The following is a 24,787-nucleotide window of genomic DNA, read 5'->3' on the forward strand; positions in this document are numbered from 1 at the left end:
GTGCGCAAGCTCCTTGGACGAAACTGCTAGGCGATCAATCCTAACTTTTAGGCGAGCAATGACATGTCACAACCCACATTGGTTCTTGCTGGCGGCGGTCATACTCACGCGCTTTTGCTCCGTCGCTTGATACGTCACCCCTTGCCCAATGTCCGGGTGATCTTGGTGTCTGACCACGCGATGGCGCCCTATACTGGCATGCTCCCGGGATTGATCGCCGGGCACTATGAGTTTGCGGAAATGCACATTGATTTACCGCGTTTATGCCAACGAGCCGGGGTGGTGTTCCATCAAGGCAGGGTTACTGGCTTGGACCCGAATGCCCGGCAACTGTTTCTAGCCGATCAACCGGCGTTGTCGTATGACCTGATTTCCATCAATACCGGGGCTACCCCCACTGCCGACATCAGCGGGGCAGACCGTTTTGTGTTGGGGGTAAAACCGGTCAGCGGTCTCTATCAGCGGTGGTCAAAACACCTAGAAACGCTTGTACAGAATCCACCGGCGGAACCCCAACATTGGGGCGTTGTGGGCGCTGGGGCGGGTGGCGTTGAACTGGTGCTGGCCATGGCGCACAGAATCCGTCAGCTGTCACCCAATGCCCCACGGGTACACTGGCATTTGCTGTACCGAGGCCCATCTATTTTGCCCGGTTATCCGAAGCGTCTAAAGCGCAAAGCAGAACACGCCTTGGCGCAAGCACGGATTCAATGCCACCCTGATTTCAACTTACAGAGCATCGCAGAAGATCACCTAACCGCCGCCGATGGCACCCGAATACCCATGCAGCACACCATCCTCTGCACGCCCGTTACTGCGCCGCAATGGCCGCAAACGAGTGGATTGGCAACCGCCAATGGCGGGTTTATTGCGGTGAATGAATATTTGCAAAGCACCTCACACCCCACCCTATTTGCGGTGGGTGATGTGGCAGAAATGGTGACCGATCCGCGCCCCAAGGCGGGTGTTTACGCGGTACGGCAGGCACGTTATCTGTCCGACAATGTGCGGCGCAGCCTTGCCGGGCAGCCGCTGCGCCCGATGCACCTGCAACGCCAGTTTCTGTCGTTACTGGCGCTGGGCGGCAAAACCGCGGTAGGGCGGCGCGGCCCCTTTACCTTCAGCGGCGCTTGGGTATGGTATTGGAAAAACTGGATTGATCGGGATTTCATGAGACTGTTCAAATAGGATACAGTGTCGGTGCCACCACAGATCGGGAGTGAGGCGATTGGCTACGTCCATTGAAGATATTTTACAGCGCGCTGCACCTGTCCTTCCGGTACTGGTGGTTAACCATGTTGACGACGCGCAGCCGCTCGCCGAAGCCCTAATAGCAGGCGGTATTCGTGTGGTAGAAGTCACCTTGCGTACACCTGCGGCGCTCGATGTTATTCGCGTCATGAAAGACATACCGGGCCTGACCGTTGGTGCAGGTACTGTGGTCAAACCCCAACAGATTCATCGCGTGGCCGATGCCGGTGCCGACTTCGCGGTGAGTCCCGGCTTAGCCTCGGACATCATGCTCGCCGCCAGCGAATGGAGCCTGCCGTTACTGCCCGGCATTGCTACCCCTACCGATGCCATGCATGCGCTTAATTTTGGCCTACGTTGCTGCAAGTTTTTCCCCGCGGAGGCGGCAGGCGGCGTCAAGATGCTGAAAGCCCTATCCGGGCCGTTCCCGGATTTTACCTTTTGCCCCACCGGCGGCATCAGTCTTGCCAATGCCCCCTCTTATCTGGCCTTACCGCAGGTGCTATGTGTCGGCGGCAGTTGGTTAGTACCCGCTGACAAGCTGGCAGCACGGGACTGGGCGGGGATTACCGAGTTGGCAAAGCAAGCGTCAAGCCTAGGCTAAATCGTCTTATCCCGCGTATCCTGTGAGTATCTAAACACGTCAATAGAGTTCAGGGAGTTTTGCACCATGCTCAACCCGACCATTGCCCGTACCGTACTCGACCACGCGTTGTCGTTGGGTGCGGACTTCGCCGACCTCTTTGTCGAGCGGCAACAGCGGCAGAACCTCAGCACACTGCTGGATCAAGTGGAGAACGTACAGTCCGGTCTGGAATTCGGCATCGGCGTGCGTCTGGTGTTCGGCAACAAGGTTCTTTATGGCTACACCAATCAAGCCTCAGCGGACGTGCTGCGCGATGTGGTCAGCAAACTCGCCGCGAAAGACCGCCGTGATCCGGTCAATACCGCTGTGGCCTTCGACTATCGTATTCCGACCAACCACCATCTGGCCCGCGCCCCTTTGAGTGCGGATGCCGCGCTGCAAGCAAAAATCGACTTTCTACGCCGCGCCGACCACGCGGCTCGCCATGGCAGCGCACAAATCAGCCGCACCATGGGTTTTTTAATGCAGCGCGAACAGCAAGTAGAAATCTTCAACAGCGAAGGGCTGCACACCGCGGACACCAGGCACTATTGCCGTGTGGGCATCACCGCTGTGGCAATGGACGGCGACCTGCAAGCCACCGGCAGCGAAAACATCGGCGGCTTGGTTGGCTGGGAACTGCATGAACAGGATGAACCGGCGCGTTTAGGGGAAGAAGCCCGCCGACAGGCGCTGGTGAACTTGGGCGCCAAACCGTGCCCATCCGGCCACATGCCCGTGGTAATCGGCAATGGTTTTGGCGGGGTGATCTTCCATGAAGCCTGTGGGCACTTATTGGAAACGACCTCGGTGGCCAAGAAAGCCTCGGTGTTTCACGACCAAATGGGTGAGATGATCGCGCACCCGGCGGTCAGTGCCGTGGACGATGGCACCATAAACAACGCATGGGGTTCCATCAACATCGATGACGAAGGCATGGAAACCCAACATACGCAACTGATTAAAGCAGGCCGCTTAACCGGCTTTCTGGTCGACCGTATTGGCAGCCAACAAACCGGCTTCGCACGCACCGGTTCTGGTCGCCGCGAAAGCTATCGTTATGCGCCTGCATCGCGCATGCGTAACACCTTTATTGAAGCGGGTGACGATAGTTTTGACGACATGATCGCCAGTATGGACAAAGGCATTTATGCCGCCCGTATGGGCGGTGGCTCTGTGCAGCCTGGCACGGGTGAATTCAACTTCGCCGTGACCGAAGGCTATTACGTGGAAAACGGTAAAATTCAATACCCTGTGAAGGCCGCTACCTTGATCAGCACCGGCCCGAAAGTGCTGAAAGAAATCAGCATGGTAGGGCCAGACCTTGCCTTGGCCTGCGGTATGTGTGGATCGGTCAGTGGTTCCATACCCACCACGGTCGGCCAGCCAGCGCTCAAAGTGAATAATATTCTGGTCGGAGGGAACGCCTAATGAGTATGCCAAACTTTGCCAGCACCGTATTGGAGCGCGCCCGAGCAGCCGGTGCCGAAGCCGACCTGATTGTCGACGCCAAAGAGTCATTGTCACTGAAAGCCCGCGATGGCGCTCTGGAAGAACAAGCGGTCAGTGCCACGCGCATTCTGGGTTTGCGCGTCATCAAAGACCAGCAAGTCGGCATTGCTTACAGCGAAGCGACCGATGCCGACGCACTTAACCAGTTGGTGGACCAAGCACTGTTAAACGCTCGTTATAGCAAGCCGGAGCCAAACGAGCAGATTCAGGCCAACCGCCAAAGCCTGCATACGGACGACGCCCAACTCTGCCCGGACTCTCAGTTCAGTGCCGAACAGCGCATTGAGTTGGCGCTGTATTTGGAACGCACGCTGGCCAGCAAACCGCAGATCCGCAACGTGCCCTACAACGGCGTCATGGAAGTCATCAGTCAGCATCAAGTATTTTCGACGCAAGGGCTGAGCGCCTCCAGTCGACAACGCATGAACCATCTGTACGCCTATGCACTGGCAGCCGATGGCGACCTGACGGCCATGGCGGGCAAAGGCCAAGCAACCCGTTTAGGCGAGCAGTTGAACGCCGACCAAGTGATTGCCAATGCGTACCACGAGGCCACGACACTGCTGCAAGGCAAGCCAGTTGCCAGCGGGCATTATGACGTGATCTTCGATATTGAATCATTGGCGGATGTCTTGGGGGCCTTCAGCATCATGTTGTCGGGCAAGGCCGCACAAGACGGCATCAATCCGTGGCGCAATCGGATTGGCAAATCGGTCGCCGTGACGGGCTTCCAGCTCAGTGATCAGCCCTTAGCCACCGACGGATTCGGCTATGCCCTGTTCGATTCCGAAGGCACCGCCTGCCAAGCCACGCCACTGGTGGTCGATGGTGTGCTGCAAACCCTGCTGCACAACAGTGTTACGGCGCGGCAGCTCAACGCGGGCAATACAGGCCACGCGCAACGCGGCCCGAAGTCACCGCTCAGTGTGGGCGCGCATCAACTGCACGTTGCACCGGGCCAACATACTCAGCGCGACCTAACCAGTGGCGAATACTTGGAACTGACCGCACTGCAAGGCACGCACTCGGGTGCCAACGCCATATCTGGCGATTTCAGTTTCGGGGCCAGTGGTTATTTGTGCCGCGATGGCGAACGGATACAGCCGGTACGCGGCATCACGGTAGCCGGGAATTTCTACGAGATGCTGAACCGCATCAGCGCCATTGGCGATACTGCGAAATGGAACTGGCAACGCAGCATCAAAATGCCCAGTTTGCGCTTTGCCGATATTGCCATTTCCGGCTAACCCGATATTGGTGCTGACCAGTTTACAATCTCAGACAATGATCATTATGGCGGATCGTAGCGTCCTTGTGCCGTAACGACCCTTGAAAATGCCCGATGGTGTGCCCATTTACTGAAATCGGAACAATAAATCCAGAGGGGGCATTCAAAACTCCAGAGGCGAAAAGCTGGCTTGGCAATAATGTCTGAAAAGCGGAGTTTACTAGACGTAAATGAGCACTCTAAAGGCATCATTAACAACGCCAGCTTGGGAAAAAGAGGTTTTGGATGTTCCCTAACATTGAACAGGAGTGGTCATGACCACCATAGTGTCAGTTCGTAAAAATGGTCAGGTGGTGGTCGGTGGCGACGGCCAAGTCAGCTTGGGCAACACCGTAATGAAGGGCAACGCGCGCAAGGTTCGTCGCCTCTATCATGACAAAGTTATCGCCGGTTTTGCGGGCAGCACCGCTGACGCCTTCACCCTTTTTGAAAAATTTGAAGGCCACCTACAGCAACATTCCGGGCACCTCACCCGTTCCGCCGTTGAATTAGCCAAAGAATGGCGCAGTGACCGCGCGTTACGGCGGCTTGAAGCTATGTTAATAGTGGCGGACAAAGACACCTCGCTGATTATCTCCGGCAATGGCGATGTGGTAGAACCCGAACACGGTATTGTCGCCATTGGCTCCGGCGGCAACTATGCTTTGGCAGCGGCACGCGCCCTGTATGAGCACAGCGACATGAACGCCCGCGACATCACGGAAAAATCTTTAAACATCGCCGCTGATATTTGTGTATTCACCAATCATTCGCTGGTGCTCGAAGGCATCGGCGAGGGAGACGCCGCATGAGCCAAATGACCCCACGTGAAATCGTATCCGAACTCGACAAATACATCATCGGCCAAGATGACGCCAAACGCGCCGTCGCCATTGCGTTGCGTAACCGCTGGCGGCGCATGCAACTTGAAGAACAAATGCGCGATGAGATTTCCCCGAAGAACATCCTGATGATTGGCCCGACTGGTGTCGGTAAAACCGAAATTGCGCGCCGCTTGGCCCGCTTGGCCAACGCGCCCTTCGTTAAAGTCGAGGCCACCAAGTTCACCGAAGTGGGGTATGTCGGGCGCGATGTTGAATCCATCGTGCGCGATTTGGTGGAAATGGGTATAAAGATGTACCGCGAACAGGCGATGAAAAAAGTGCAACCCCGTGCTGAAGACGCCGCGGAAGAACGCATTTTGGATGCTCTACTACCACGCGCCCGGGGTAACGAAGAAGAGGAAGGCAAGGATTCCACCGCTCGTCAGGTATTCCGTAAAAAGCTGCGCCAGGGCGAACTCGACGACAAAGAGATCGACATCGAGCTGGCACAGCCGAGCGTGGGTCTGGAAATCATGGCTCCCCCAGGCATGGAAGAAATGACCAGCCAGCTGCAAAACATGTTCAGCAGCTTGTCACAGCAGAAAAAGCAAACACGCAAAGTGAAAATTCGTGAAGCCTTCAAACAACTGATCGACGAAGAAGCGGCCAAACTGGTTAATGAGGACGAGATCAAGGCAGACGCCGTGTATCAGGTCGAACACAATGGCATTGTGTTCATTGATGAAATCGACAAGATCGCCAAGAACGAGAACCGTGGTGGCGGCGATGTATCCCGTGAAGGCGTACAGCGAGATTTGCTGCCTTTAATTGAAGGCAGCACCGTCAGCACCAAGTATGGCATGGTGCGTACCGACCACATTCTGTTCATTGCCAGCGGCGCGTTCCACTTTTCCAAGCCGTCCGACCTGATTCCCGAGCTGCAAGGCCGCCTACCGATTCGGGTAGAATTGCAGGCGTTACGAGAGGAAGACTTCGAACGCATTCTGACCGGCCCTGATTTCTGCTTGACCGATCAATACAAAGCCTTGATGAAAGCGGAAGGCTTGGACATCGACTTTACTCCTGATGGTGTAGCGAAAATCGCAGAAATTGCCTTTAAAGTGAACGAACGTACGGAAAACATCGGTGCGCGTCGACTGCACACGCTGCTCGAACGCTTGTTGGAAAACGTCTCTTTTAATGCCACTGACATGGCGCTAAAAGGCGAAGCCGTGCACATAGACGCTACCTATGTCGATGCCCAACTGGGCCGCCTGGTGGAAAATGAAGACCTCAGCCGGTTTATCCTCTGATGAGCACGCCCACCGCCATTCATCTGCACAAGCAATCGGCCACCCTTGAGGTGGCCTTTGCCGACGGGGTAAGCGCCCACTTACCGGCTGAGTTTTTGCGCGTGCATTCGCCTTCGGCGGAAGTGCAAGGCCACGGCAAGCCCATTTTGCAACTCGGCAAGCAAAATGTGCGCATTACCCATATTGAAGCGGTAGGCAACTATGCGCTGAAAATCGTGTTTGATGACGGCCACGACAGTGGCCTCTATTCATGGACGCTGCTGCATAAGTTTGCGCTGGAGCAAGACGCTCTTTGGGCGCGCTACCAAAAACGAATAAAGCAAGCTGAATCATAGGCTCACGGGCAGCGCAAATTTTTACGCTGCCGCATAAATAATTAAACCGACAGATTTCTTGCAAACGACTCCTTCACTAAACTATTGTTAGTTTTATCTAAACTAAGCCACAGCCTTGCTTATTTTTGTGCTTTACAAACCATCGAATGCCCAAAAGAGAACGGTAAATGGATAACCTACAGCGAGTACTCTACGTCGAAGACGATGCCGATATTCGGGAAATAGCGCTTTTGGCCTTACGGGATGTAGGGGGCTTAACCGTGCAGGCTTGCGAATCCGGCGAAAGAGCCCTGCAAGATGTTGATGATTTTGCGCCGCAATTGATCCTACTGGATGTCATGATGCCTGGCCTAAACGGTCCAGAGACCCTAAAGGCGCTCATTAAGCAAGGATCAATAACTGAAGATATTCCTGTTGCATTTATGACGGCCAAGGTCCATCCAGATGAACTAAAGCGTTACCATGAGATGGGGGTAATGAATGTTATCGCGAAACCCTTTGACCCGATGACCCTGGCGGATGAGGTCAGAGCGATTTGGAAGGCACGCCATGGTTGATTCAAGATCGACCGATGATTTTGCGGATCGGCTTGAAGCCCTACGCGTAGCTTATCGCAAGCGTTTAGACGCTGAGCTCAAAGAACTCGGGCAACTCATAAAGGGCCATGCAACAGAGCCTAAAGAAAGCCTGCTACGGTTGCACGCGCAACTGCACAAGCTGGCAGGCTCTGCCGGTACTTTTGGTTATGAACAGCTCGGGCGTATTGCACGTCAATACGAACAAAGCCTAAATAGTGTGCAGGCAAACGCTGCCGACCATGGTGCTCTCAACGTCGACACATCCGATTGGCTTGTCTGCTTATATGCTGCTCTGAAGGACGATGACAGCCGCAGTGCCTCCCAAAGTATATCGATCAAACAAAAAAAACAGCGAACCGATGAACCGCACATTGTGCTGATTGAGCGTGACTCAATCCTGGCAGATTACACGGCGCAACAACTCGAAAGCTTTGGCTTTCATGTAACCTGCCTTCACGATGCCGATGATTTGCAGCAACTTTCAGGCGAGCCTCCCGACTTGTTTTTGGTCGATCATCGTGCCAGCGAATCGCCAGAGATCAAACAAAACTCCGTTGCATACTGGCAACAACGCCTGCGGCACTTAAATTGCCCCGTTTTCTTCATCGGGGCAGAGGAAAGCTTTCAGGCGAGACTTAATGCATTGCGTAGCCATGGTAGTGGGTATTTCGTAAAACCTTTAAATACCATAGAACTGACCAAACAAATTGTGCAACTTCTCACGGCGAAAGATGCCGACCCAGAGCGGGTTATGATCGTGGAAGATGATTCATCCGACATCGGCACCTGTCGTGTAGCGCTTGAGAAAGCCGGCATGAATGTATGGGTTCTTGACAGACCGACGGAATTGTTTACTGCCGTCAGCAGTTTTGATCCCGAGGTCATCGTGATGAATTTGCGCCCTGGTGATGTTACGGGGGCAGAATTGTGTGCATTACTGGGTCAAATGGAGCGCTGGGCACATACACCCATTCTTTATCTTTCTGAAGACACGAATACAGAACTTCGCCAACAAACCATGCTATCGAGTAATTGCACGGTAATCGACAAGCCCATCGTTGACGAACTCCTAATTGGCCTTTGTCGGATGCGCGTCCAAAAATTGCGTCAGTTTGAGGCCTCTCGCAACCAAGATGGCCTGACTGGGTTATTGAAACATGCCAGCATAAAAGACGCCTTGCAGACCCACTGGGAACATGTTCAGCGTCATCCAAATACTCACTTCAGCGTTGTCATGCTCGACATTGACCACTTCAAGCGTGTGAATGACACCTATGGACATGCCGTCGGTGACATCGTGATCGCCGCCGTTGGCACATTACTCAGGCAGCGCTTTCGCCGCGTAGATAAACTGGGGCGCTATGGTGGAGAAGAGTTCACACTGGTTCTGGTAGACTGTACTGCCAGTGACGCCTTACGCATGGTTGAAGAATTACGAGAGGCATTCGCCAGCATTCAGTTCACGGCCAATGGTATCGAGTTCTCCTGCACGATTTCGGCGGGTATTGTTGACAACAAGGCGTATCCCAGCGACCCACCACATGCACTGTTAGAGCGCGCAGACAAGGCTCTATACTCCGCTAAACATAATGGACGAAATCAAGTCAAGTTAGCAGAAGACTGAGGCGATATTAGTGTGAGGTCGATGTAATGAAGGCTCCCGACAGGCCAAGTAATGAGTATGCACGCCAATGTGCGCTGGATAGTACCGGCCTAATTGCCACTGGTGCTGATCCTCGTTTCGACCGCATCACACGCTTAGTCAGTACGGTGTTTGCTGTTCCCATCGTGTTGGTTTCCTTGGTCGACCGAGACCGCCAATGGTTTAAGTCGCGGCAGGGGTTAGAGGCGGAAGAAACCCCTCGCGAAATTTCATTCTGTGGACACGCCATATTGAATAAAAAGCCGTTGATCGTCAGCGATGCGCTGCAAGACCCGCGCTTTGCAGATAATCCTCTGGTCACTGGCGCGCCCTATATTCGTTTCTATGCCGGAGCCCCCATCAGCACAAGGAGTGGCCATCGTATTGGCACCCTCTGCCTGATCGACGACCAGCCGAGGGACTTGACCAAAGCACAGGTCACTATGCTGGTTGATTTTGCCGCCACGGTGGAAGCGTTAATTCACATTGACGAAGCCAATCTTGAGCACGCTGAGCTCTTGGAGCTGCAACTCATCTCTAATCGTGATGCCTTGCAGCTTTTGAACAGCATTGCTTTTGCCTCATTCGACACGCTTGATGGCAAGATCAGTAATGCCTTACACCTCGCACGTGATTACCTGCAAATGGATTTTGCGATGATCAGTCAAATTGAAGGGAGCATTTGTACGGTGGGCTGGATAGCTGGCGGTCCGAACAGTGCCATTAAACCGGGCCAGCAATTTGCATTGGAGGATACTTGGTGCCAACTTTTGTTTTCGGATCAGGCTACCCCTCAAATATCCGAGCTGTTTATCAGTAACATGTATCACCAAGGGTTTCACACACATCCGTTCTATCAGAAAAACCCCATAGAAGCCCATGCAAGCGTAATCCTTGAAATTGAGGGCCAATGCTTCGGAACCTTAAACTTTTCGTCGACTACGGCACGTTTGCAGCCGTTCGATGACGGTGAGCGGGCCCTGATACGCTTACTCGGTCGTTGGCTCTCATCCACAATCGGCTCCAACTTGAGCCACGAGCGTCTAACGAAACTTATGGCACAACTGCCTGGCGTCACCTATCAATTTCGCCGTTTTCCAGACGGAAAAATGACCTTTCCTTTTAGCTCGCCGCAAATCTTCGCACTTTATGGCATAACACCGAGTCAAGCAGCGCTTGATGCCAGCCCTGCTTTCGCGCGTATTCATCCTGATGACTTAGCCAGTGTCAGCGCTTCAATTGAACATTCTGCGCATTCGCTGGAAAATTGGAACGCCACCTACCGGGTGAGCGATGAGCATGGACATTTCCGTTGGATTACTGGAAACGCTCGTCCGGAGCGGCTTATCGATGGCAGCATACTCTGGCATGGCTACTTACAAGACATTCATGAGCACGAACAAGCACAACGTAGACTAAAAACTAGTGAGGCTCGATTGCGTGGCTTGTTCGAATTTTCACCGATCGGTATTGCGCTGAACGATTATGAAAGTGGTCAATTTATCGATGGCAACCCAGCCATTCTAAAGCCTACGGGGTATTCGAAAGAGGAGTTCATGGCACTGAGTTATTGGGCGCTTACCCCCGCAGAATATCAGTCGCAAGAAGATAACGCGCTTCAAAGTTTAAAATCAACCGGGCGCTACGGCCCGTTCGAGAAAGAATACATCCGCAAAGACGGCAGCCGCTACCCGGTGCGGCTACAAGGTATATTGACCGAAGAAACCGATGGCCGAAGAGTCATTTGGTCGTTAGTAGAAGACATATCCGAGCGCCGAAAGCTCGACCAGATGAAAGATCAGTTTATAGCCACCGTCAGCCACGAGCTTCGTACACCACTCACATCCATTAAGGGATCGCTGGGCTTACTCTCCGGCGGCGCTCTGGGCCAACTGCCCCCGAAAGCACTTACCCTTCTGACCACGGCAGAGCGCAATGCTCAACGTCTAAACGCCTTAATTAACGATCTTCTAGACATGGAGAAACTGGTTGCCGGGAAAATGCCGATGAACCTAAGTGTTCAACCGCTGGGCGCATTACTGGATGAATCTTTAGATTCCATGCAAAACTACTTTGAACAGCATCGGGTCGGTATTTTAAAGCCTCAGCCTTGGCCCGCTGTGAAGGTCAACGTAGACGGGCCGAGATTCATCCAAGCTCTGACCAATTTGCTGTCGAATGCAGCCAAATACTCACCAGCGAGTGGTCATATTGAAATAGCAGTGAGAGCCATTGGCAAGCAAACCGAGATATCCGTGCGTGATCATGGACCTGGCGTTCCGGCGGAGTTTCGCCACCAATTGTTTAAGCGGTTTTCCCAAGCCGATAGCTCTGACTCGCGAAAGATACCAGGCACTGGGCTTGGATTGGCCATTACGCAGGAAATCGCCCAGCAAATGGGGGGAGTCGTTAATTACCGCGATGCTAAAGGTGGCGGCAGTGAATTTTATATCGTACTCCCAACTGAGAATAACCAATGAATCAGCTTTCGCTTAAAGTTCGGGTCATTATTCTGATTGCAGCCGCAGCCGGGATTCTGGCCACGGGCATGCTACTGACAGTGTACCAATTGATGGTTTCAGACTACGAGGCCTTGGTATCTGAACGCGAACAAGCGAAGATTGAACGCTTGGTGGCCGAATTAGGATTGACGCAACAACAGCGTCTATTGAGTCTTGAGGCATTAACCGCTCGGGTAACGGACGAAAGTGGCGCTCTCTTAAATCCGACCAGGCTTCAGGACCTACTGCGCCAAGCCACGGTTGCCAGTGACCAATTCCCGGACGGCTTACTGGTGTTAGACTCTTCCGCTACTGCTATTGCCGAAAGTGTGTTTGTACCTAATCGGCTGGGTACAAACTACGCAGACAGAGCACACTTTAAAAGGGCAATAGAAAGCAGACAACCCGTCATTTCCGAACCTATACTGGGTCGTACAACCGGATTACCACTGCTGTCCTATTTATACCCCGTCCTCTCCTCTCAAAACGAACTGACAGGCCTGATTGCCGGCACACTGGATTTATCAAACACGCCACTAATTCCTTCAAGTCCTGACTTGGATAACGACAGCAGTGTTACGACAATGGTCATTGATCCTCAAAATCGGCTTTTCGTTTCTGTACAAGAGCGTTTCACTGAGCCCAAAAAATTACCGCCCCAAGGTACAGATGCCTTGGTCGATGCCGCCACAGCATTAATGCCGTCAGGTTCATTGATAGAGTACGAGCAACGCCAATATATTGTAACCACGCAAGCGCTACCCGATTTGGGCTGGATTGTTTTACGTGCGATTCCCTATGAAACAGCAATTGCACCTGCCAAGGCAACCTATCGTCAATTCTTATACATCAGCCTTACGGCACTGCTATCGGTAGCTTTAGCCGCTAGCTGGGCAGCAGGTAGTCTTACACGGCCGCTTACTCGCATGACTGATCGCATAAACAACATGGCTAATGATGCCCGTTTCGATAACGATTTTGATGAACAGGGTGGTCCTGAAGTCGAGGCTTTAAGCCGCGCGATGAATCGCTTGGCCAAAGAGCGGAATATAGCAGACGCCGTTGTTCGGGAAACAGAAAAGTTTCTGAACAGTGTCCTGGAGTCCGCTACCGAGCTGTCCATCATCGCCACCGACACGGAAGGTACAATCACGGTATTTAATAAAGGCGCGGAAAATCTACTTGGCTATTTGAAGACCGAGCTCGTACAACAAAATACACCCGCTCTGTTTCATCTCGAAAGCGAAATAGAGACTAGAGCGCGAGAACTGAGTGATGAGTTGGGTGAACCCATTCAAGGCTTTCAAGTTTTCGTCTCAAAAGCGGAACGCGATGGTTCGGAAAACCGAGAGTGGACTTACGTGCACAAGTCCGGCCGACATATCACCGTATCACTGACGGTAACGGTAATACGTGATAACGAGGGCTCTGTGAAGGGCTACCTCGGCATTGGGCAGGATATTACTGCGCGTAAACGCATGGACCAAATGAAGAGTGAATTCATATCTACCGTGAGCCATGAACTGCGCACGCCATTGACCTCTATTTCCGGCGCTTTAGGACTTATCGTCGGCGGTGGAATGGGCGAGTTACCTGAAAAGGTAAAACACCTATTGAACACAGCACACCGCAACAGTAAACGCCTAGGCCATTTGATTAACGACCTTTTAGATATCGAAAAAATTACCTCAGGAAAGTTGCACTTCGACATGCAGCGTCAGCCGCTTAAGCCGTTAATCCTCCAAGCGATTGAGTCTAATCAGGCTTATGGTACTCCGCGAGGCATTACCATTGACTTCCCTGCCACTGACCTAGATCCTCATGTACAGGTTGACGGACAACGCCTGCTTCAAGTGCTGGCGAACTTACTATCCAACGCCATCAAGTTCTCGCCTGATAACAGCGCAGTCAAGATTACTTTGGAATCAACCGTCCAAAACGTTGTGGTCAGTATCAATGATCAGGGCCCCGGTATCCCAATGCATTTCAGAAATAGAATCTTTCAGCGCTTCGCTCAGGCGGATGCGTCGGATAGTCGCGCCAAAGAGGGCACCGGCCTCGGACTCGCCATTACGCGCGAACTGATAGAACACATGGGCGGGCATGTGGGTTTTGAGTCCGTAGAGGGTCAAGGTGCCACATTCTTTTTTGAGTTGCCAAGGGTTGACTCATTAATGCTCGAGGGTTCAGAAACGGTGCATTCGGATGATTACCCAGCCTCAAAAGGAACTATATTAGTGGTTGAAGACGACCCCGATGTTGCCCATTTGTTGACGATTATGCTTAAGGAAGCGGGATATGACTGCGACATGGCCTATTGTGGCTACGACGCGATGCGCATGCTGGATGAAGGCCATTACGATCTTGTGAGCTTAGACTTGATGCTGCCCGACATCAGCGGCTTAGAAATTATAACGAAGCTTCGCCGGCAAACGGTCACCAGAGACCTCCCTATCGTCGTTGTTTCAGCCAAAGTCGAACAAGGCAAACTGGCCTTAGTTGGCGATGTATCGCACCTAGACTGGCTGTCAAAGCCCATTGATCAAACACATCTCATTGATGTGATCCAGCGACAATTGGACACCACAAGAGAGCACCATGCGCGGATACTTCATATCGAAGACAATAAGGACCTACACGACGTTATTTGTGCCATGGCGGGAGAGCAATTTGACATACAGCTCGCGCAAACGCTGGCGGAGGCCTACCACAGACTTCAGCAGGACTTCTTTGATGTCATACTGCTAGACCTAGGACTTCCCGATGGTTCCGGTTGGGATTTATTGCCTGATATTCGAACGTCTCAACCCGAGGCTAAAATAGTTATCCTGTCAGGCGATGAACTATCCGCACAAGAAAGAGAGAACGTTGAAGTCGTTCTACTTAAATCCAGGTTAACACCCGAGTTACTCATTGAGGGTATCAGTGATCGTGTTCAGCGGTTTCGTTCATGATGTAAATTGAGTAGGCCCCAAGGTTTCTCATACAGCGACGAGCAACAAAACACGCCACAGAGTGAACGACATACAGTATACTGTGCCACCCAAAAACCATGCGTCCGCCTGTGCAGGAGTTACCGTTGTCTGTCACCATGCCCACCGAACATCGCCCATTGTCACGTCGTTTTAAATGGCCAGATCCATGGACACTGGGTACGCTGGTGGTGGCGTTTCTGGTGGCACTGCCGGTACTCATTATTCTGGCGCACATCGTCATCCCGGCCGGCGAAGTGTGGCAACATTTGTTCAGCACGGTACTGAGCCGTTACATTTCCAATACCGTTATTCTCGCCGTCAACGTGGCGCTGACCACCGCCATCATTGGCACGGCTACTGCATGGCTGGTGGTGATGTGCCGTTTTCCCGGCCGCCGTATTTTTGAATGGGCATTGTTATTGCCCTTAGCCGTACCGACTTATGTTATCGCCTACGCTTACACAGACTTTTTGCAATACGCCGGGCCATTGCAATCCGCCTTGCGGGAGTGGCTTGGCTGGCAACGGGGCGATTACTTCTTCCCCAATGTACGTTCGCTGGGTGGCGCGTCTATCCTGATCAGCTTGGTACTGTACCCTTATGTTTATTTACTCGCCCGCGCGGCCTTTATGGAGCAGTCGGTCGGCGTTCTAGACGTGGGCCGAACCCTAGGCTTGGGGCCATGGCAGGTATTTGGCCGAATTGCTTTACCCTTGGCCCGCCCCAGTGTGATTGGCGGGGTATCCTTGGTGTTAATGGAAACCCTAAACGAATTCGGTGCCGTGCAATTTTTTGGTGTAGACACCTTCACCACCGGCATTTATCGCACGTGGTTTGGCTTGGGTGAGCAAGCCGCGGCGGCACAGCTAGCAGCCTGCTTGTTGGTGTTTGTTATTCTCGTGGTGCTGTTGGAGCGCAGTTCACGCGGGCAACGGCGTTACTTTACCCAAGCACGCTATCAACCCCTACCGGAATTCGTTTTGCGTGGCGGTAAAAAGTGGCTTGCCGTGCTGGCCTGCGCACTGCCCATTCTCATTGGTTTTATCGTCCCAGCCGGTTTACTGCTGAATATGGCGGTGACCACCGGCGATGCGCTATTGGGCACACGGTTTTATGAATTTGCACGCAACAGCTTGGTGCTGGCGAGTGCCGCCGCCTTATTGGCGGTAGCCTTCGCCGTACTACTCAGTTACGGCGCGCGACTGAACCCCGGAGCCTTAGTGCGCAGTGCCACCCGCGTGGCCGCCATGGGTTATGCGATTCCGGGGTCAGTGATCGCAGTGGGTATTATGATTCCGCTGACTTGGCTTGATCAGCGCATAAACCTGTTTACCCGCGAACAATACGGCATCATTGTCGGATTGATTTTCAGTGGCTCGGCGTTTGTGCTGCTGTATGCCTACACCGTGCGCTTCTTGGCGGTGTCGTTCAATACGGTAGAGGCGAGCTTGGGCAAAGTCACACCGTCGATGGACGCCGCCGCACGCACCTTAGGCCAAACGGCCAGCGGTACTTTGCGCAAAGTGCATACGCCCATTATGCGCAGCAGCTTGCTTGCCGCCGGTATTTTAGTGTTCGTGGATGTGATGAAAGAACTGCCCGCCACCATTATTTTACGGCCGTTCAATTTTGATACCTTGGCAGTTCGAGCCTACAGCCTAGCTTCAGACGAACGACTGGCAGAGTCCGCCACGGCTTCATTGTCCATTGTTGTGGTGGGTATATTGCCGGTGATTTTATTGAGCCATGCCATGCGCAAAGGACGGCCGGGCAGCGCGTCCTAGCATCCTGAACCGATTAACGCGGGAAGACGAACACCTGCCGCGGGTCGAGTGATAACTCTACCGCCTGGCCTTCTTTTGGTAAAAACACCCCCGGCACTTTAGCGTGCAAGTGCATTTCCTGACCATCTGGCCCGTGTGCGCACAGGTGAACCAGACTGGTCGCGCCAAGTAAGCGCGACATGATCACATGACTGGTTTGGTGCGCTGCGGTCGATTGCGATACCAGCCTCACTTGCACCGCTTCCGGTCGAATCATCACCCGCACCGCATCGCCGTGCGAAAAATGCCCCGCATCGAGATAACCTACCGGGGTTGAAATGGTTTTCTCCTGTACCTGACCTAGGTATTCATTCACAGGGCCAAAAAAGGTCACCACAAACGGATCAATCGGGTGGCAGTATAAGTCGGTCGGGCTGCCCATTTGCACGATATGCCCATGCCGCATCAACGCAATGCGGTCTGCCATAAACATGGCTTCTTCCGGGTCGTGTGTGACCAGCAAGGTAGCGGTGTCGATGTGCTTCAACACGTGCAACGTATCGTCGCGGATTTGATCTCTGAGCCGCGCATCCAAACTGGAAAAGGGCTCATCCAATAACATGATCTTCGGCGACGGCGCCAAGGCCCGAGCCAGCGCCACGCGCTGTTGTTGCCCACCCGACAGCGTATGCGGATACGCACGGGAAAATTCGGCCATGCCAAATTGTTTCAACAAGTCCAGCGCCCTAGCTTGACGAGCGGGGCCTTTCAAATGCTTCAAGCCAAACATGACATTATCGAGCACCGTCAAATGCGGAAACAAAGCGGATTCTTGAAACGCCAGACCGACACTGCGTTTTTCCGGCGGAACAAGCATTCCGTGGCCGTCTGAAACCACCTGATCGTTCAAACGAACCTGACCGTCCGTCACCGGCTGCAACCCGGCAGCAACGCGCAACAACGTGGTTTTACCGCACCCGGAAGGCCCGAGCAGACAAACCACTTCACCCGCGTGTAAGGACAAATCCACCTCAGTTACGGCCTTAACCTGCTCGAAATGGCAGCTCACCTGTTCCAAAGATAGAATCGCTTTAGGCCCAGCCGGACTGACTGAACCCTGAACGTCAACCGCTGTTTCCACACGCTCGGCACTGCTCACAGGTCACTCCACTACTGACGATAACTGAATGGCCGCAAGAATAACGATTTTCAATTAAGAATGCCTCTGCTTTTGCGAATCAATTGCAAAAAGGATCGTGGAGCCATTGACAGCCCAGAAGTTTTTCTATGTAATCTGCATCTAAATACGAATCATTTTTATTTATAACCAACATTAACCTCAGCAAAAACTAGGAGCTTTATATGGCCAACCGTTTGATCTGCACATTAGCCATGGGTATTGCCACATCTATGGCGGTCAGTACAGTCAGCGCCCAAGAAGTAAATATTTATTCTGCGCGTCACTATGACTCTGACTTAGCGCTTTATAACGCATTCACCGAGCAGACGGGCATCAAGGTCAACATCATTGAAGGGGATTCTGACCAGTTGATTCAACGCATCAAGCGCGAAGGTATTGCCAGCCCAGCGGATATTTTGATGACCATTGACGCTGGACGCTTATGGCGGGCAGAGCAAGAAGGTGTTTTTCAGAGTGTTGAATCTGACGTGTTGAACAGCCGCTTGCCTGACAGCATGCGTCACCCGGACGGCCTGTGGTTTGGCTTCAGCCAACGTGTTCGAGTCATCTACTACAACCGTGAAAACTTCGATCCAAGTCAAGCACAGCGCTACGAAGATCTCGCTTCGGCAGACTTCCCCGGTGACATTTGCGTCAGAACATCCAGCAACATTTACAACCAATCCTTGTTATCCAGCATGATTGAGCGGCGCGGTGTGGAAGAAACTCAAGAGTGGGCGGAAGGTATCGCGGCCAATTTAGCACGCGATCCGCAAGGTGGCGATACTGACCAAATTTTAGCGGTTGCAGCAGGTGAGTGTGACGTAGCCCTAGCAAACCATTACTACTACGTGCGCTTGTTAAAGTCCGACAATCCTGCGCAACGTGAAGCTGCTCGCAAAGTAGGGATTATCTTCCCCAACCAGGACAGCTATGGCACACATGCGAACGTTGGTGGTGCCGGTCTAGTGACGACCTCCCCTAACCGAGAGGAAGCCGTTAAATTTTTGGAATTCTTAGCGTCTGACGAAGCACAAGAGATGTTTGCCGTTGGCAACAACGAGTTCCCCGTCGTGCCCGGCGTGTTTAAAGACCCTGTGCTTGAGTCTTGGGGCAACTTCAAAATTGACGAGATCAACATCACTGCACTGGGGGTTAACAATCCCGAATCTGTGCGTGTGGCTGATCGTTCAGGCTGGCGGTAGCCCGATCTGATCCAGCTATTTAGAACAACTGGCCATTAAAGGGCTGGTGATGCAGAACAGCCGGTGGTGAATAAGGTCAGCCTTCGGCGTCATGGATAACGCCGTGGAGCCTACTAGGACGTACTTGTGGCGTCTGACCGTTTCATTACCGGCTTTTCTGCACTTATCGCACCCAGTCGCCATAACTCGGTTCAGTATGGTTGAGGCAGCTCGAATTTGAGCGCATCGCATAACTTGAGGGATAGCCCCTCGCACGGGTACAATGCGTGCACCTCAAATTTGCCACCTTGGAAAACCTCTCATGGCTGAACACGACACCACCCACTTTGGCTTTCAAACGGTCAATAAAGACGAGAAAGTGAAGAAGGTGGCCGACGTGTTTCATTCCGTCGCAGCCCGCTATGACGTCATGAATGACCTCATGTCGTTCGGCATTCATCGCGTCTGGAAACTGTTTACCATTGAACTCAGCGGCGTTCGTACTGGCGCCAAAGTGCTGGACATTGCCGGTGGTACTGGAGATTTAGCAGCCAAATTCGCCCAACGCGTAGGGCCTGAAGGCGAAGTTGTACTCGCCGACATCAATGAATCCATGCTGCGTGTTGGCCGCGACAAATTGATCGACCGTGGTCTGGGTCATCGGGTGAAATACGTGCAAGCCAATGCTGAATGCCTACCGTTCCCCGACAACCATTTCGACGTTATCACCATCGCCTTTGGTTTACGTAACGTCACTGACAAAGATGCCGCACTCGCGTCCATGCAACGCATCCTCAAGCCAGGTGGTAAGCTACTGGTGCTGGAATTTTCCAAACCGCAATCAACATTGCTGTCCAAAGCGTACGACCTCTATTCCTTTCGCGCCCTACCCTTAATGGGCAAATTGGTCGCCAACGATGCCGACAGCTATCAGTATCTTGCCGAATCCATCCGCATGCACCCCGATCAAGAAACCTTGAAAAGCATGATGCTGACTGCCGGCTTTGCGACCGTGAAATACCACAACATGACCGGTGGCATCGTCGCCTTGCATGTTGGGAACAAAGCATGACCGAGCAGGCCATGGCCGCCTTTCTGCCCGTGCTTAACCGAGCCCTAGCCAAAGCACTGGCTTATGCCCCGGCGGCACGCGCACGCCTTTCCACGCTGCCCCCGACCTGCTGGCGCATCCACATCAGCGACCTAAAACTGGACTTGGATGTGCGTGCTGAAAGCAACGTTCTACTGATTGACTTGCCCGATGATCGCGTACCCGATGCCGACATTCGCGGCCAATCAAAGGACTTCGTTGCACTCCTGCGTGCTGACGACAAAACCGCCGCCTTGGCCAGCTTGCCCATTCGAGTAGAGGGCAGCACCAGCAGTTTTATGCAATTGCAAAGCCTGGTGAGTCAATTGGACTTCGACTACGAAGCCTGCCTTGAAGATCAGGTGGGTGACCTCGCTGCCCATCAACTGGGTATCATTGGCCGCGGCGTTTGGTCGCAGGTACAACAAACCACGACGAGCGTTAGTGCCGCCACCGAGCGGTACTTGCTGCGCGAGAAAGGTTGGTTAGTCACGCGCACAGAAGCGGCTGAACATGGTCGCGCCATTCATAAACTACGGCTTGACATCGATCGCCTAAGCGCACGATTACGGCAACGAAAGGAGCAAGGCTAACTCATGTACTGGCTCCGAATTTGGCGCATTGGCTGGTTGATTCTGCGTTATCGTCTCGACACCCTGATCCCCTGGGCTGCATTGCCCCTGTGGCTGCGTTGGCTCGCCATTGGCGCGTGGTTTCTGCCCACGCCAAAAACACCCGGCCCGATGCGTCTACGCTTGTTTTTTGAAGCCTTAGGGCCGGTGTTCATTAAATTCGGACAGATTTTATCCACCCGGCGCGACCTCTATCCGCCGGAGTACGCCGATGAACTGGCCCGCCTGCAAGACAAAGTGCCTTCGTTTCCCGGTACTCAAGCGATCGCCGTGATTGAAGCATCGTTGCAAAAGCCCATCACCGAACTCTTCGCTGATTTTTCGGTGGAGCCTTTGGCCTCGGCGTCGATTGCACAGGTTCATGCCGCGACCATGCACGATGGTCGGGCCGCCGTGGTAAAGGTGATTCGACCACACATCCAGAAAGTGATTCGCAAAGACCTCGCCTGGATGAGAGCACTCGCCAAGTTACTTGCGCGCGTACCAGAAGCCCGGCGTTTGCGTCCTGTAGAAGTAGTGCATGACTTTGAACAGACGCTGCTCGACGAGCTTGATCTGGTGCGCGAAGCCGCCAACGCCACCCAACTGCGCGACAACTTTACCGACTCCGACCTGCTGTATGTGCCAGAAATCTACTGGGATTATTGCCACCGTCATGTTTTGGTCATGGAACGTATCTATGGTACGTCGATCGACGAAATTGATGCCTTGAAAGCGGCAGGAACCGACATGAAAATGCTGGCGGAACGCGGCGTAGAAATTTTCTTCACCCAGGTGTTCCGCGATTCTTTCTTTCATGCCGACATGCACCCCGGCAATGTGTTTGTAGACCTTACGGACCCCAAGAAGCCGCGCTACATCGGCATCGACTGCGGTATTGTGGGCACCATGGCAGAAGAGGATCAACACTACCTTGCCATGAACCTGTTGGCGTTTTTCAACCGGGATTATCACCAAGTGGCGCGCTTGCATGTGGAGTCTGGCTGGGTGCCCGCTACCACGCCTATCCATCAGTTTGAACAAGCCATTCGGGCGGTCTGTGAACCCATCTTTGCTCGCCCGCTGAAAGAAATTTCCTTTGGCCTGCTGCTGATTCGCCTATTTCAAGTTGCCCGGCGCTTTGACATGGAAGTGCAGCCGCAGTTGGTGCTGTTGCAAAAAACGCTGCTGAATATTGAAGGTTTAGGGCGCCAACTCTACCCAGAGTTGGATTTATGGCAAACCGCCAAGCCCTACATGGAGAAATGGCTAAAGGAACGCATTGGGTTCAAGCGCACCTTTAACACCTTACGCCAGCAACTGCCTTTTTTGTTGGAGCAAGCGCCTGAATTTCCCTACTACCTGCAACAAATGGTAAAACAGCTCGCTAAGGCACCACCGGCCCCTCAGGTGCGGGTGGAGTCGGCTTCGAATCGCAGTATGTCTGCATTGATTCTGGCGCTGGCGGGCGTGGGTCTGGCCGTGTATGGCGATCAGGTAGCGCAACACACTTTAATGTATGTCGGCATCGGCATTGCCTTAGTGGCTGGAATTACCAGCTTACGGCGTCCGTAACATTACCGATGCGAATCAGAAACAGGAGCGTATAATGCCGAATAGCGCAGCCACAAACGACACCTTATTGGCGTTGGAAGCGGTGCTACAGGCCCGTAAAACGGCCGACCCCAGCAGTTCATACGTCGCTCAACTGTATGACAAAGGGCTAAACAAAATACTGGAAAAGGTGGGCGAAGAAGCCACCGAAACCATACTGGCGGCAAAAGACCTGACGCCCGATCACCCGCAGGAATTGGTCGCAGAAACGGCGGATTTATGGTTCCATACGCTGGTGATGCTGGCGCACTGCGAAGTGCCGGTGCAAGCGGTTTTACAGGAATTGGATCGCCGGTTTGGCTTATCCGGTTTGACCGAAAAAGCGCAACGTGCAGAACGTACCGACAATGGCTAAAACGGCTTACGGTACAGCAACACCCCTTTAACTTTGGCTGGCCAGGCATCTGACCGCCGTCTGTAATGAGCAGGAGATAACCTATGTTTGGTGGTATCAGCCCCGTACAATTGATCATTGTTTTAGTGATTGTGGTACTCATTTTCGGCACCAAGAAGCTTACCGGGATGGGCAAAGATATTGGTGGCGCGGTAAAAGGTTTTAAACAAGCCATGAACGATGATGAGAAAGAAGACGCCAAAAAAGCCGACCAAGCGCTGGACAACAAAACCGCTGACGCCCAATTCGCGGAAAGCAAAGAGAACAGCAAAGAAAAACAGGACGTCTAAACCATCATGTTCGACGTGGGCTTTCTTGAATTAGCCGTCATTGCTGGCATTGCCTTAATTGTCTTAGGCCCTGAGCGGCTGCCATCGGCAGCCCGTACGGTCGGGCGTTACGTTGGCCAAGCCAAACGCATGGTAGGCAATTTTCAGCGTCAAATTGAACAGGAAGTCCGGCTGGAAGAGTTGAATAAAAAAATCATGGACGACACCAAAGGCCAAACGTTCATTAATAATGATGGTACAACCTCAGGTGGTGCAACAGCCGTAAAACGCGAGCCCGCCGATAACGACCCAACCGTCAATGAGATCGTACCACCTCAGCCCGCAAGCTCGGCCCCTAATGCGGACGCTCAAACTACCCAAGAACCGAATCGAGAAAATGCCCAATGAGTGATCACGATCAAGCCGTGCCACTGATTGAGCACTTGAAAGAACTACGCACCCGACTCATTCGTGCCGTGTTATTGGTTTTGGTGGTGTTTGGTGTGTTGTATGCGTTTTCGAACGAACTCTACATGTTTTTGTCGGCCCCATTGCGCGTCCTGCTGGAAGAAAACGCCGGGATGATCATCGCAACCGGGGTGGCCTCGCCGTTTTTAGTGCCTTTTAAGCTCGCCTTTGTAACCGCTGTAATGGCGACCATGCCATTCACGCTTTACCAAGTATGGGCCTTTATTGCCCCGGCGCTTTATTTGCACGAACGGCGCTTGATGGTGCCTTTGTTCATTTCCAGCGTTGTGCTTTTCTACTTGGGCGTAGCCTTCACCTACTACGTGGTCATGCCTTTGGTGTTTGCGTTTTTTACCGGCGCAGGCCCGGTGGATATCAACATCACGCCCGACATTGCCGCCATTCTGGATTTCAGTTTGAAGATGTTTTTTGCGTTTGGTGTCGCCTTTGAAATTCCCATCGCCACCGTACTGGTGATCATTACCGGAATCTCGACCGTAGAGTCCTTGAGTAAAAAGCGTCCCTATATTTTCTTGGGGTGTTTTGTGGTCGGTATGTTGCTGACCCCGCCAGACATCTTCTCGCAAACCATTCTGGCGTTGCCGATGTGGCTTCTTTTTGAGCTAGGCCTACTGATGGGCCGCTTTGTAAAAGCCAACCCGAAAGCCGATACAAAAGAACATGCAGAGGATACCGCCACGAACAACGAGTCGGCTTGATATCATCAAGCCATCCCCGATGTTTTATGGTTTATGCTTGTGTGACTGTAGTTTCCAGATAGGGCTGACCGTTTAACATAAACGCCAAGCGGTCGCCAACCTTCAGCACACCCACACCCGCCGGAGTGCCTGTTAACACCACATCACCGACTTCAAGTGTAAAGTGCTGTGACATTTCACTGAGCAAGCCTGGCAAAGCGAATAGCATCATGGCCGTATCACCGGCTTGCACCGTGTTGCCATTGATATCGAGCGTAAATTGCATGGGTAAATCCGCTGGCACCGCCTGTTGCGGACCAAGAGCACAGGCGCCATCGAACGACTTCGCCACTTCCCATGGCCAGCCTTTCTTTTTCAGTTCCGTTTGTTTATCACGCAGCGTGAGATCCATCGCCAAACCAATCCCACCTACGGCAGCCCAAGCGTCTTCAGCCGAGGCTTTGGTTAACGGCGCCGCTAACCACAAGGCCAATTCCGCTTCATAATGCACGTCGCCCCGGTCTGTTGGAATACTCATACCGTCCAGCCCTTGCACACAGCTACCGGGTTTAATAAACAATAAGGGCTCTTCTGGCACCGGATTGTTCAATTCCGCAGCATGGGCCGCATAGCTACGACCAACACAAACAACTTTTCCGGGACGGGGCGATACAACTGCCATGATAAATACCT

The 24,787-nt window shown here is 52.9% G+C and carries 22 protein-coding genes; 20 read left to right on the top strand and 2 right to left on the bottom strand.

Translation table 11 applies throughout. From position 1 onward, the window contains the following. Window positions 1-63 precede the first annotated feature (63 nt). The 12 genes from ACFOSD_RS14745 to ACFOSD_RS14800 all read left to right on the top strand — a co-directional run bounded on the left by ACFOSD_RS14745 (window position 64) and on the right by ACFOSD_RS14800 (window position 16,607). Window positions 64-1,188 carry an FAD-dependent oxidoreductase gene (locus tag ACFOSD_RS14745; protein ID WP_380697910.1) on the top strand — a complete coding sequence of 375 codons (1,125 nt, stop codon included), beginning with the start codon at window positions 64-66 and terminating at the stop codon, window positions 1,186-1,188. 40 nt (window positions 1,189-1,228) lie between these two features. Then, a complete protein-coding gene (locus ACFOSD_RS14750) occupies window positions 1,229-1,855 on the top strand; it encodes a bifunctional 4-hydroxy-2-oxoglutarate aldolase/2-dehydro-3-deoxy-phosphogluconate aldolase (RefSeq protein WP_380697912.1) in 627 nt (208 codons plus the stop codon). A 66-nt stretch (window positions 1,856-1,921) separates the two neighbouring features. Next, the gene (locus ACFOSD_RS14755; RefSeq protein WP_380697914.1) at window positions 1,922-3,307 is read left to right on the top strand and encodes a TldD/PmbA family protein; all 1,386 of its coding nucleotides are present in this window, start codon (window positions 1,922-1,924) and stop codon (window positions 3,305-3,307) included. After that, a complete protein-coding gene (locus ACFOSD_RS14760; protein ID WP_380697916.1) occupies window positions 3,307-4,635 on the top strand; it encodes a TldD/PmbA family protein in 1,329 nt (442 codons plus the stop codon). The genes ACFOSD_RS14755 and ACFOSD_RS14760 overlap by 1 nt, the downstream gene beginning before the upstream one ends. Window positions 4,636-4,930: 295 nt before the next feature. Further along, window positions 4,931-5,467: an ATP-dependent protease subunit HslV gene (gene hslV, locus ACFOSD_RS14765; RefSeq protein WP_380697918.1), complete on the top strand. Its 537-nt coding sequence runs from the start codon at window positions 4,931-4,933 to the stop codon at window positions 5,465-5,467. Then, window positions 5,464-6,792, top strand: coding sequence for an ATP-dependent protease ATPase subunit HslU (gene hslU / locus ACFOSD_RS14770; protein ID WP_380697920.1), 1,329 nt, complete (start codon window positions 5,464-5,466; stop codon window positions 6,790-6,792). Before hslV ends, hslU begins: the two co-directional genes overlap by 4 nt. Then, window positions 6,792-7,127 carry a gamma-butyrobetaine hydroxylase-like domain-containing protein gene (locus ACFOSD_RS14775; protein ID WP_449329103.1) on the top strand — a complete coding sequence of 112 codons (336 nt, stop codon included), beginning with the start codon at window positions 6,792-6,794 and terminating at the stop codon, window positions 7,125-7,127. The genes hslU and ACFOSD_RS14775 overlap by 1 nt, the downstream gene beginning before the upstream one ends. 167 nt (window positions 7,128-7,294) lie before the next feature. Then, on the top strand, window positions 7,295-7,684 hold the full coding sequence (locus tag ACFOSD_RS14780; protein WP_380697922.1) for a response regulator: 390 nt from the start codon (window positions 7,295-7,297) through the stop codon (window positions 7,682-7,684). Continuing rightward, on the top strand, window positions 7,677-9,329 hold the full coding sequence (locus tag ACFOSD_RS14785; RefSeq protein ID WP_380697924.1) for a diguanylate cyclase: 1,653 nt from the start codon (window positions 7,677-7,679) through the stop codon (window positions 9,327-9,329). Before ACFOSD_RS14780 ends, ACFOSD_RS14785 begins: the two co-directional genes overlap by 8 nt. 26 nt (window positions 9,330-9,355) lie before the next feature. Then, window positions 9,356-11,827: an ATP-binding protein gene (locus ACFOSD_RS14790; RefSeq protein WP_380697926.1), complete on the top strand. Its 2,472-nt coding sequence runs from the start codon at window positions 9,356-9,358 to the stop codon at window positions 11,825-11,827. After that, complete coding sequence (locus tag ACFOSD_RS14795; RefSeq protein ID WP_380697928.1) at window positions 11,824-14,802, top strand: response regulator; 2,979 nt, start codon at window positions 11,824-11,826, stop codon at window positions 14,800-14,802. The genes ACFOSD_RS14790 and ACFOSD_RS14795 overlap by 4 nt, the downstream gene beginning before the upstream one ends. 137 nt (window positions 14,803-14,939) lie before the next feature. Further along, the gene (locus ACFOSD_RS14800; RefSeq protein WP_380698077.1) at window positions 14,940-16,607 is read left to right on the top strand and encodes an ABC transporter permease; all 1,668 of its coding nucleotides are present in this window, start codon (window positions 14,940-14,942) and stop codon (window positions 16,605-16,607) included. A gap of 13 nt (window positions 16,608-16,620) precedes the next feature. Here the strand turns inward: ACFOSD_RS14800 and ACFOSD_RS14805 are convergent, their stop codons facing one another. Beyond that, window positions 16,621-17,745, bottom strand: coding sequence for an ABC transporter ATP-binding protein (locus ACFOSD_RS14805; protein ID WP_380697930.1), 1,125 nt, complete (start codon window positions 17,743-17,745; stop codon window positions 16,621-16,623). Between the two features lie 233 nt (window positions 17,746-17,978). Between ACFOSD_RS14805 and ACFOSD_RS14810 the strand changes: the two genes are divergently transcribed. The 8 genes from ACFOSD_RS14810 to tatC all read left to right on the top strand — a co-directional run bounded on the left by ACFOSD_RS14810 (window position 17,979) and on the right by tatC (window position 24,115). Further along, window positions 17,979-18,971, top strand: a complete 993-nt coding sequence (locus ACFOSD_RS14810; protein ID WP_380698078.1) for a Fe(3+) ABC transporter substrate-binding protein — start codon at window positions 17,979-17,981, stop codon at window positions 18,969-18,971. 301 nt (window positions 18,972-19,272) lie between these two features. Further along, on the top strand, window positions 19,273-20,022 hold the full coding sequence (gene ubiE, locus ACFOSD_RS14815) for a bifunctional demethylmenaquinone methyltransferase/2-methoxy-6-polyprenyl-1,4-benzoquinol methylase UbiE (protein WP_380697932.1): 750 nt from the start codon (window positions 19,273-19,275) through the stop codon (window positions 20,020-20,022). Further along, window positions 20,019-20,633, top strand: coding sequence for a ubiquinone biosynthesis accessory factor UbiJ (locus ACFOSD_RS14820; protein ID WP_380697934.1), 615 nt, complete (start codon window positions 20,019-20,021; stop codon window positions 20,631-20,633). Before ubiE ends, ACFOSD_RS14820 begins: the two co-directional genes overlap by 4 nt. A gap of 3 nt (window positions 20,634-20,636) precedes the next feature. After that, a complete protein-coding gene (gene ubiB, locus ACFOSD_RS14825; RefSeq protein WP_380697936.1) occupies window positions 20,637-22,226 on the top strand; it encodes a ubiquinone biosynthesis regulatory protein kinase UbiB in 1,590 nt (529 codons plus the stop codon). Between the two features lie 34 nt (window positions 22,227-22,260). Continuing rightward, window positions 22,261-22,620: a phosphoribosyl-ATP diphosphatase gene (locus ACFOSD_RS14830; RefSeq protein WP_380697938.1), complete on the top strand. Its 360-nt coding sequence runs from the start codon at window positions 22,261-22,263 to the stop codon at window positions 22,618-22,620. Between the two features lie 83 nt (window positions 22,621-22,703). After that, window positions 22,704-22,949, top strand: coding sequence for a Sec-independent protein translocase subunit TatA (gene tatA / locus ACFOSD_RS14835; RefSeq protein ID WP_380697939.1), 246 nt, complete (start codon window positions 22,704-22,706; stop codon window positions 22,947-22,949). A 6-nt stretch (window positions 22,950-22,955) separates the two neighbouring features. Continuing rightward, complete coding sequence (gene tatB, locus ACFOSD_RS14840; protein WP_380697941.1) at window positions 22,956-23,336, top strand: Sec-independent protein translocase protein TatB; 381 nt, start codon at window positions 22,956-22,958, stop codon at window positions 23,334-23,336. Then, window positions 23,333-24,115: a twin-arginine translocase subunit TatC gene (gene tatC / locus ACFOSD_RS14845; RefSeq protein ID WP_380697943.1), complete on the top strand. Its 783-nt coding sequence runs from the start codon at window positions 23,333-23,335 to the stop codon at window positions 24,113-24,115. The genes tatB and tatC overlap by 4 nt, the downstream gene beginning before the upstream one ends. A 31-nt stretch (window positions 24,116-24,146) precedes the next feature. Here tatC and ACFOSD_RS14850 read toward each other — a convergent pair whose 3' ends face one another. Further along, complete coding sequence (locus tag ACFOSD_RS14850) at window positions 24,147-24,776, bottom strand: fumarylacetoacetate hydrolase family protein (RefSeq protein ID WP_380697945.1); 630 nt, start codon at window positions 24,774-24,776, stop codon at window positions 24,147-24,149. Between the last annotated feature and the right edge of the window lie 11 nt (window positions 24,777-24,787).

Origin of the sequence: Salinispirillum marinum, from assembly GCF_042650105.1 — a bacterium.
Lineage (GTDB): Bacteria > Pseudomonadota > Gammaproteobacteria > Pseudomonadales > Natronospirillaceae > Salinispirillum > Salinispirillum marinum.

Excerpts from the sequence above, each read along its gene's own strand:
- ACFOSD_RS14780 (WP_380697922.1), top strand. The coding sequence starts at position 7,295 with ATGGATAACCTACAGCGAGTACTCTACGTCGAAGACGATGCCGATATT.
- ACFOSD_RS14800 (WP_380698077.1), top strand. The coding sequence starts at position 14,940 with ATGCCCACCGAACATCGCCCATTGTCACGTCGTTTTAAATGGCCAGAT.
- ubiB (WP_380697936.1), top strand. The coding sequence starts at position 20,637 with ATGTACTGGCTCCGAATTTGGCGCATTGGCTGGTTGATTCTGCGTTAT.
- ACFOSD_RS14810 (WP_380698078.1), top strand. The coding sequence starts at position 17,979 with ATGGGTATTGCCACATCTATGGCGGTCAGTACAGTCAGCGCCCAAGAA.
- hslV (WP_380697918.1), top strand. The coding sequence starts at position 4,931 with ATGACCACCATAGTGTCAGTTCGTAAAAATGGTCAGGTGGTGGTCGGT.
- ACFOSD_RS14850 (WP_380697945.1), bottom strand. The coding sequence starts at position 24,776 with ATGGCAGTTGTATCGCCCCGTCCCGGAAAAGTTGTTTGTGTTGGTCGT.
- ACFOSD_RS14760 (WP_380697916.1), top strand. The coding sequence starts at position 3,307 with ATGAGTATGCCAAACTTTGCCAGCACCGTATTGGAGCGCGCCCGAGCA.
- ACFOSD_RS14830 (WP_380697938.1), top strand. The coding sequence starts at position 22,261 with ATGCCGAATAGCGCAGCCACAAACGACACCTTATTGGCGTTGGAAGCG.
- ACFOSD_RS14795 (WP_380697928.1), top strand. The coding sequence starts at position 11,824 with ATGAATCAGCTTTCGCTTAAAGTTCGGGTCATTATTCTGATTGCAGCC.
- ACFOSD_RS14790 (WP_380697926.1), top strand. The coding sequence starts at position 9,356 with ATGAAGGCTCCCGACAGGCCAAGTAATGAGTATGCACGCCAATGTGCG.
- tatB (WP_380697941.1), top strand. The coding sequence starts at position 22,956 with ATGTTCGACGTGGGCTTTCTTGAATTAGCCGTCATTGCTGGCATTGCC.
- tatA (WP_380697939.1), top strand. The coding sequence starts at position 22,704 with ATGTTTGGTGGTATCAGCCCCGTACAATTGATCATTGTTTTAGTGATT.
- ACFOSD_RS14820 (WP_380697934.1), top strand. The coding sequence starts at position 20,019 with ATGACCGAGCAGGCCATGGCCGCCTTTCTGCCCGTGCTTAACCGAGCC.
- ACFOSD_RS14755 (WP_380697914.1), top strand. The coding sequence starts at position 1,922 with ATGCTCAACCCGACCATTGCCCGTACCGTACTCGACCACGCGTTGTCG.
- ACFOSD_RS14785 (WP_380697924.1), top strand. The coding sequence starts at position 7,677 with ATGGTTGATTCAAGATCGACCGATGATTTTGCGGATCGGCTTGAAGCC.
- hslU (WP_380697920.1), top strand. The coding sequence starts at position 5,464 with ATGAGCCAAATGACCCCACGTGAAATCGTATCCGAACTCGACAAATAC.
- ubiE (WP_380697932.1), top strand. The coding sequence starts at position 19,273 with ATGGCTGAACACGACACCACCCACTTTGGCTTTCAAACGGTCAATAAA.
- ACFOSD_RS14775 (WP_449329103.1), top strand. The coding sequence starts at position 6,792 with ATGAGCACGCCCACCGCCATTCATCTGCACAAGCAATCGGCCACCCTT.
- ACFOSD_RS14745 (WP_380697910.1), top strand. The coding sequence starts at position 64 with ATGTCACAACCCACATTGGTTCTTGCTGGCGGCGGTCATACTCACGCG.
- tatC (WP_380697943.1), top strand. The coding sequence starts at position 23,333 with ATGAGTGATCACGATCAAGCCGTGCCACTGATTGAGCACTTGAAAGAA.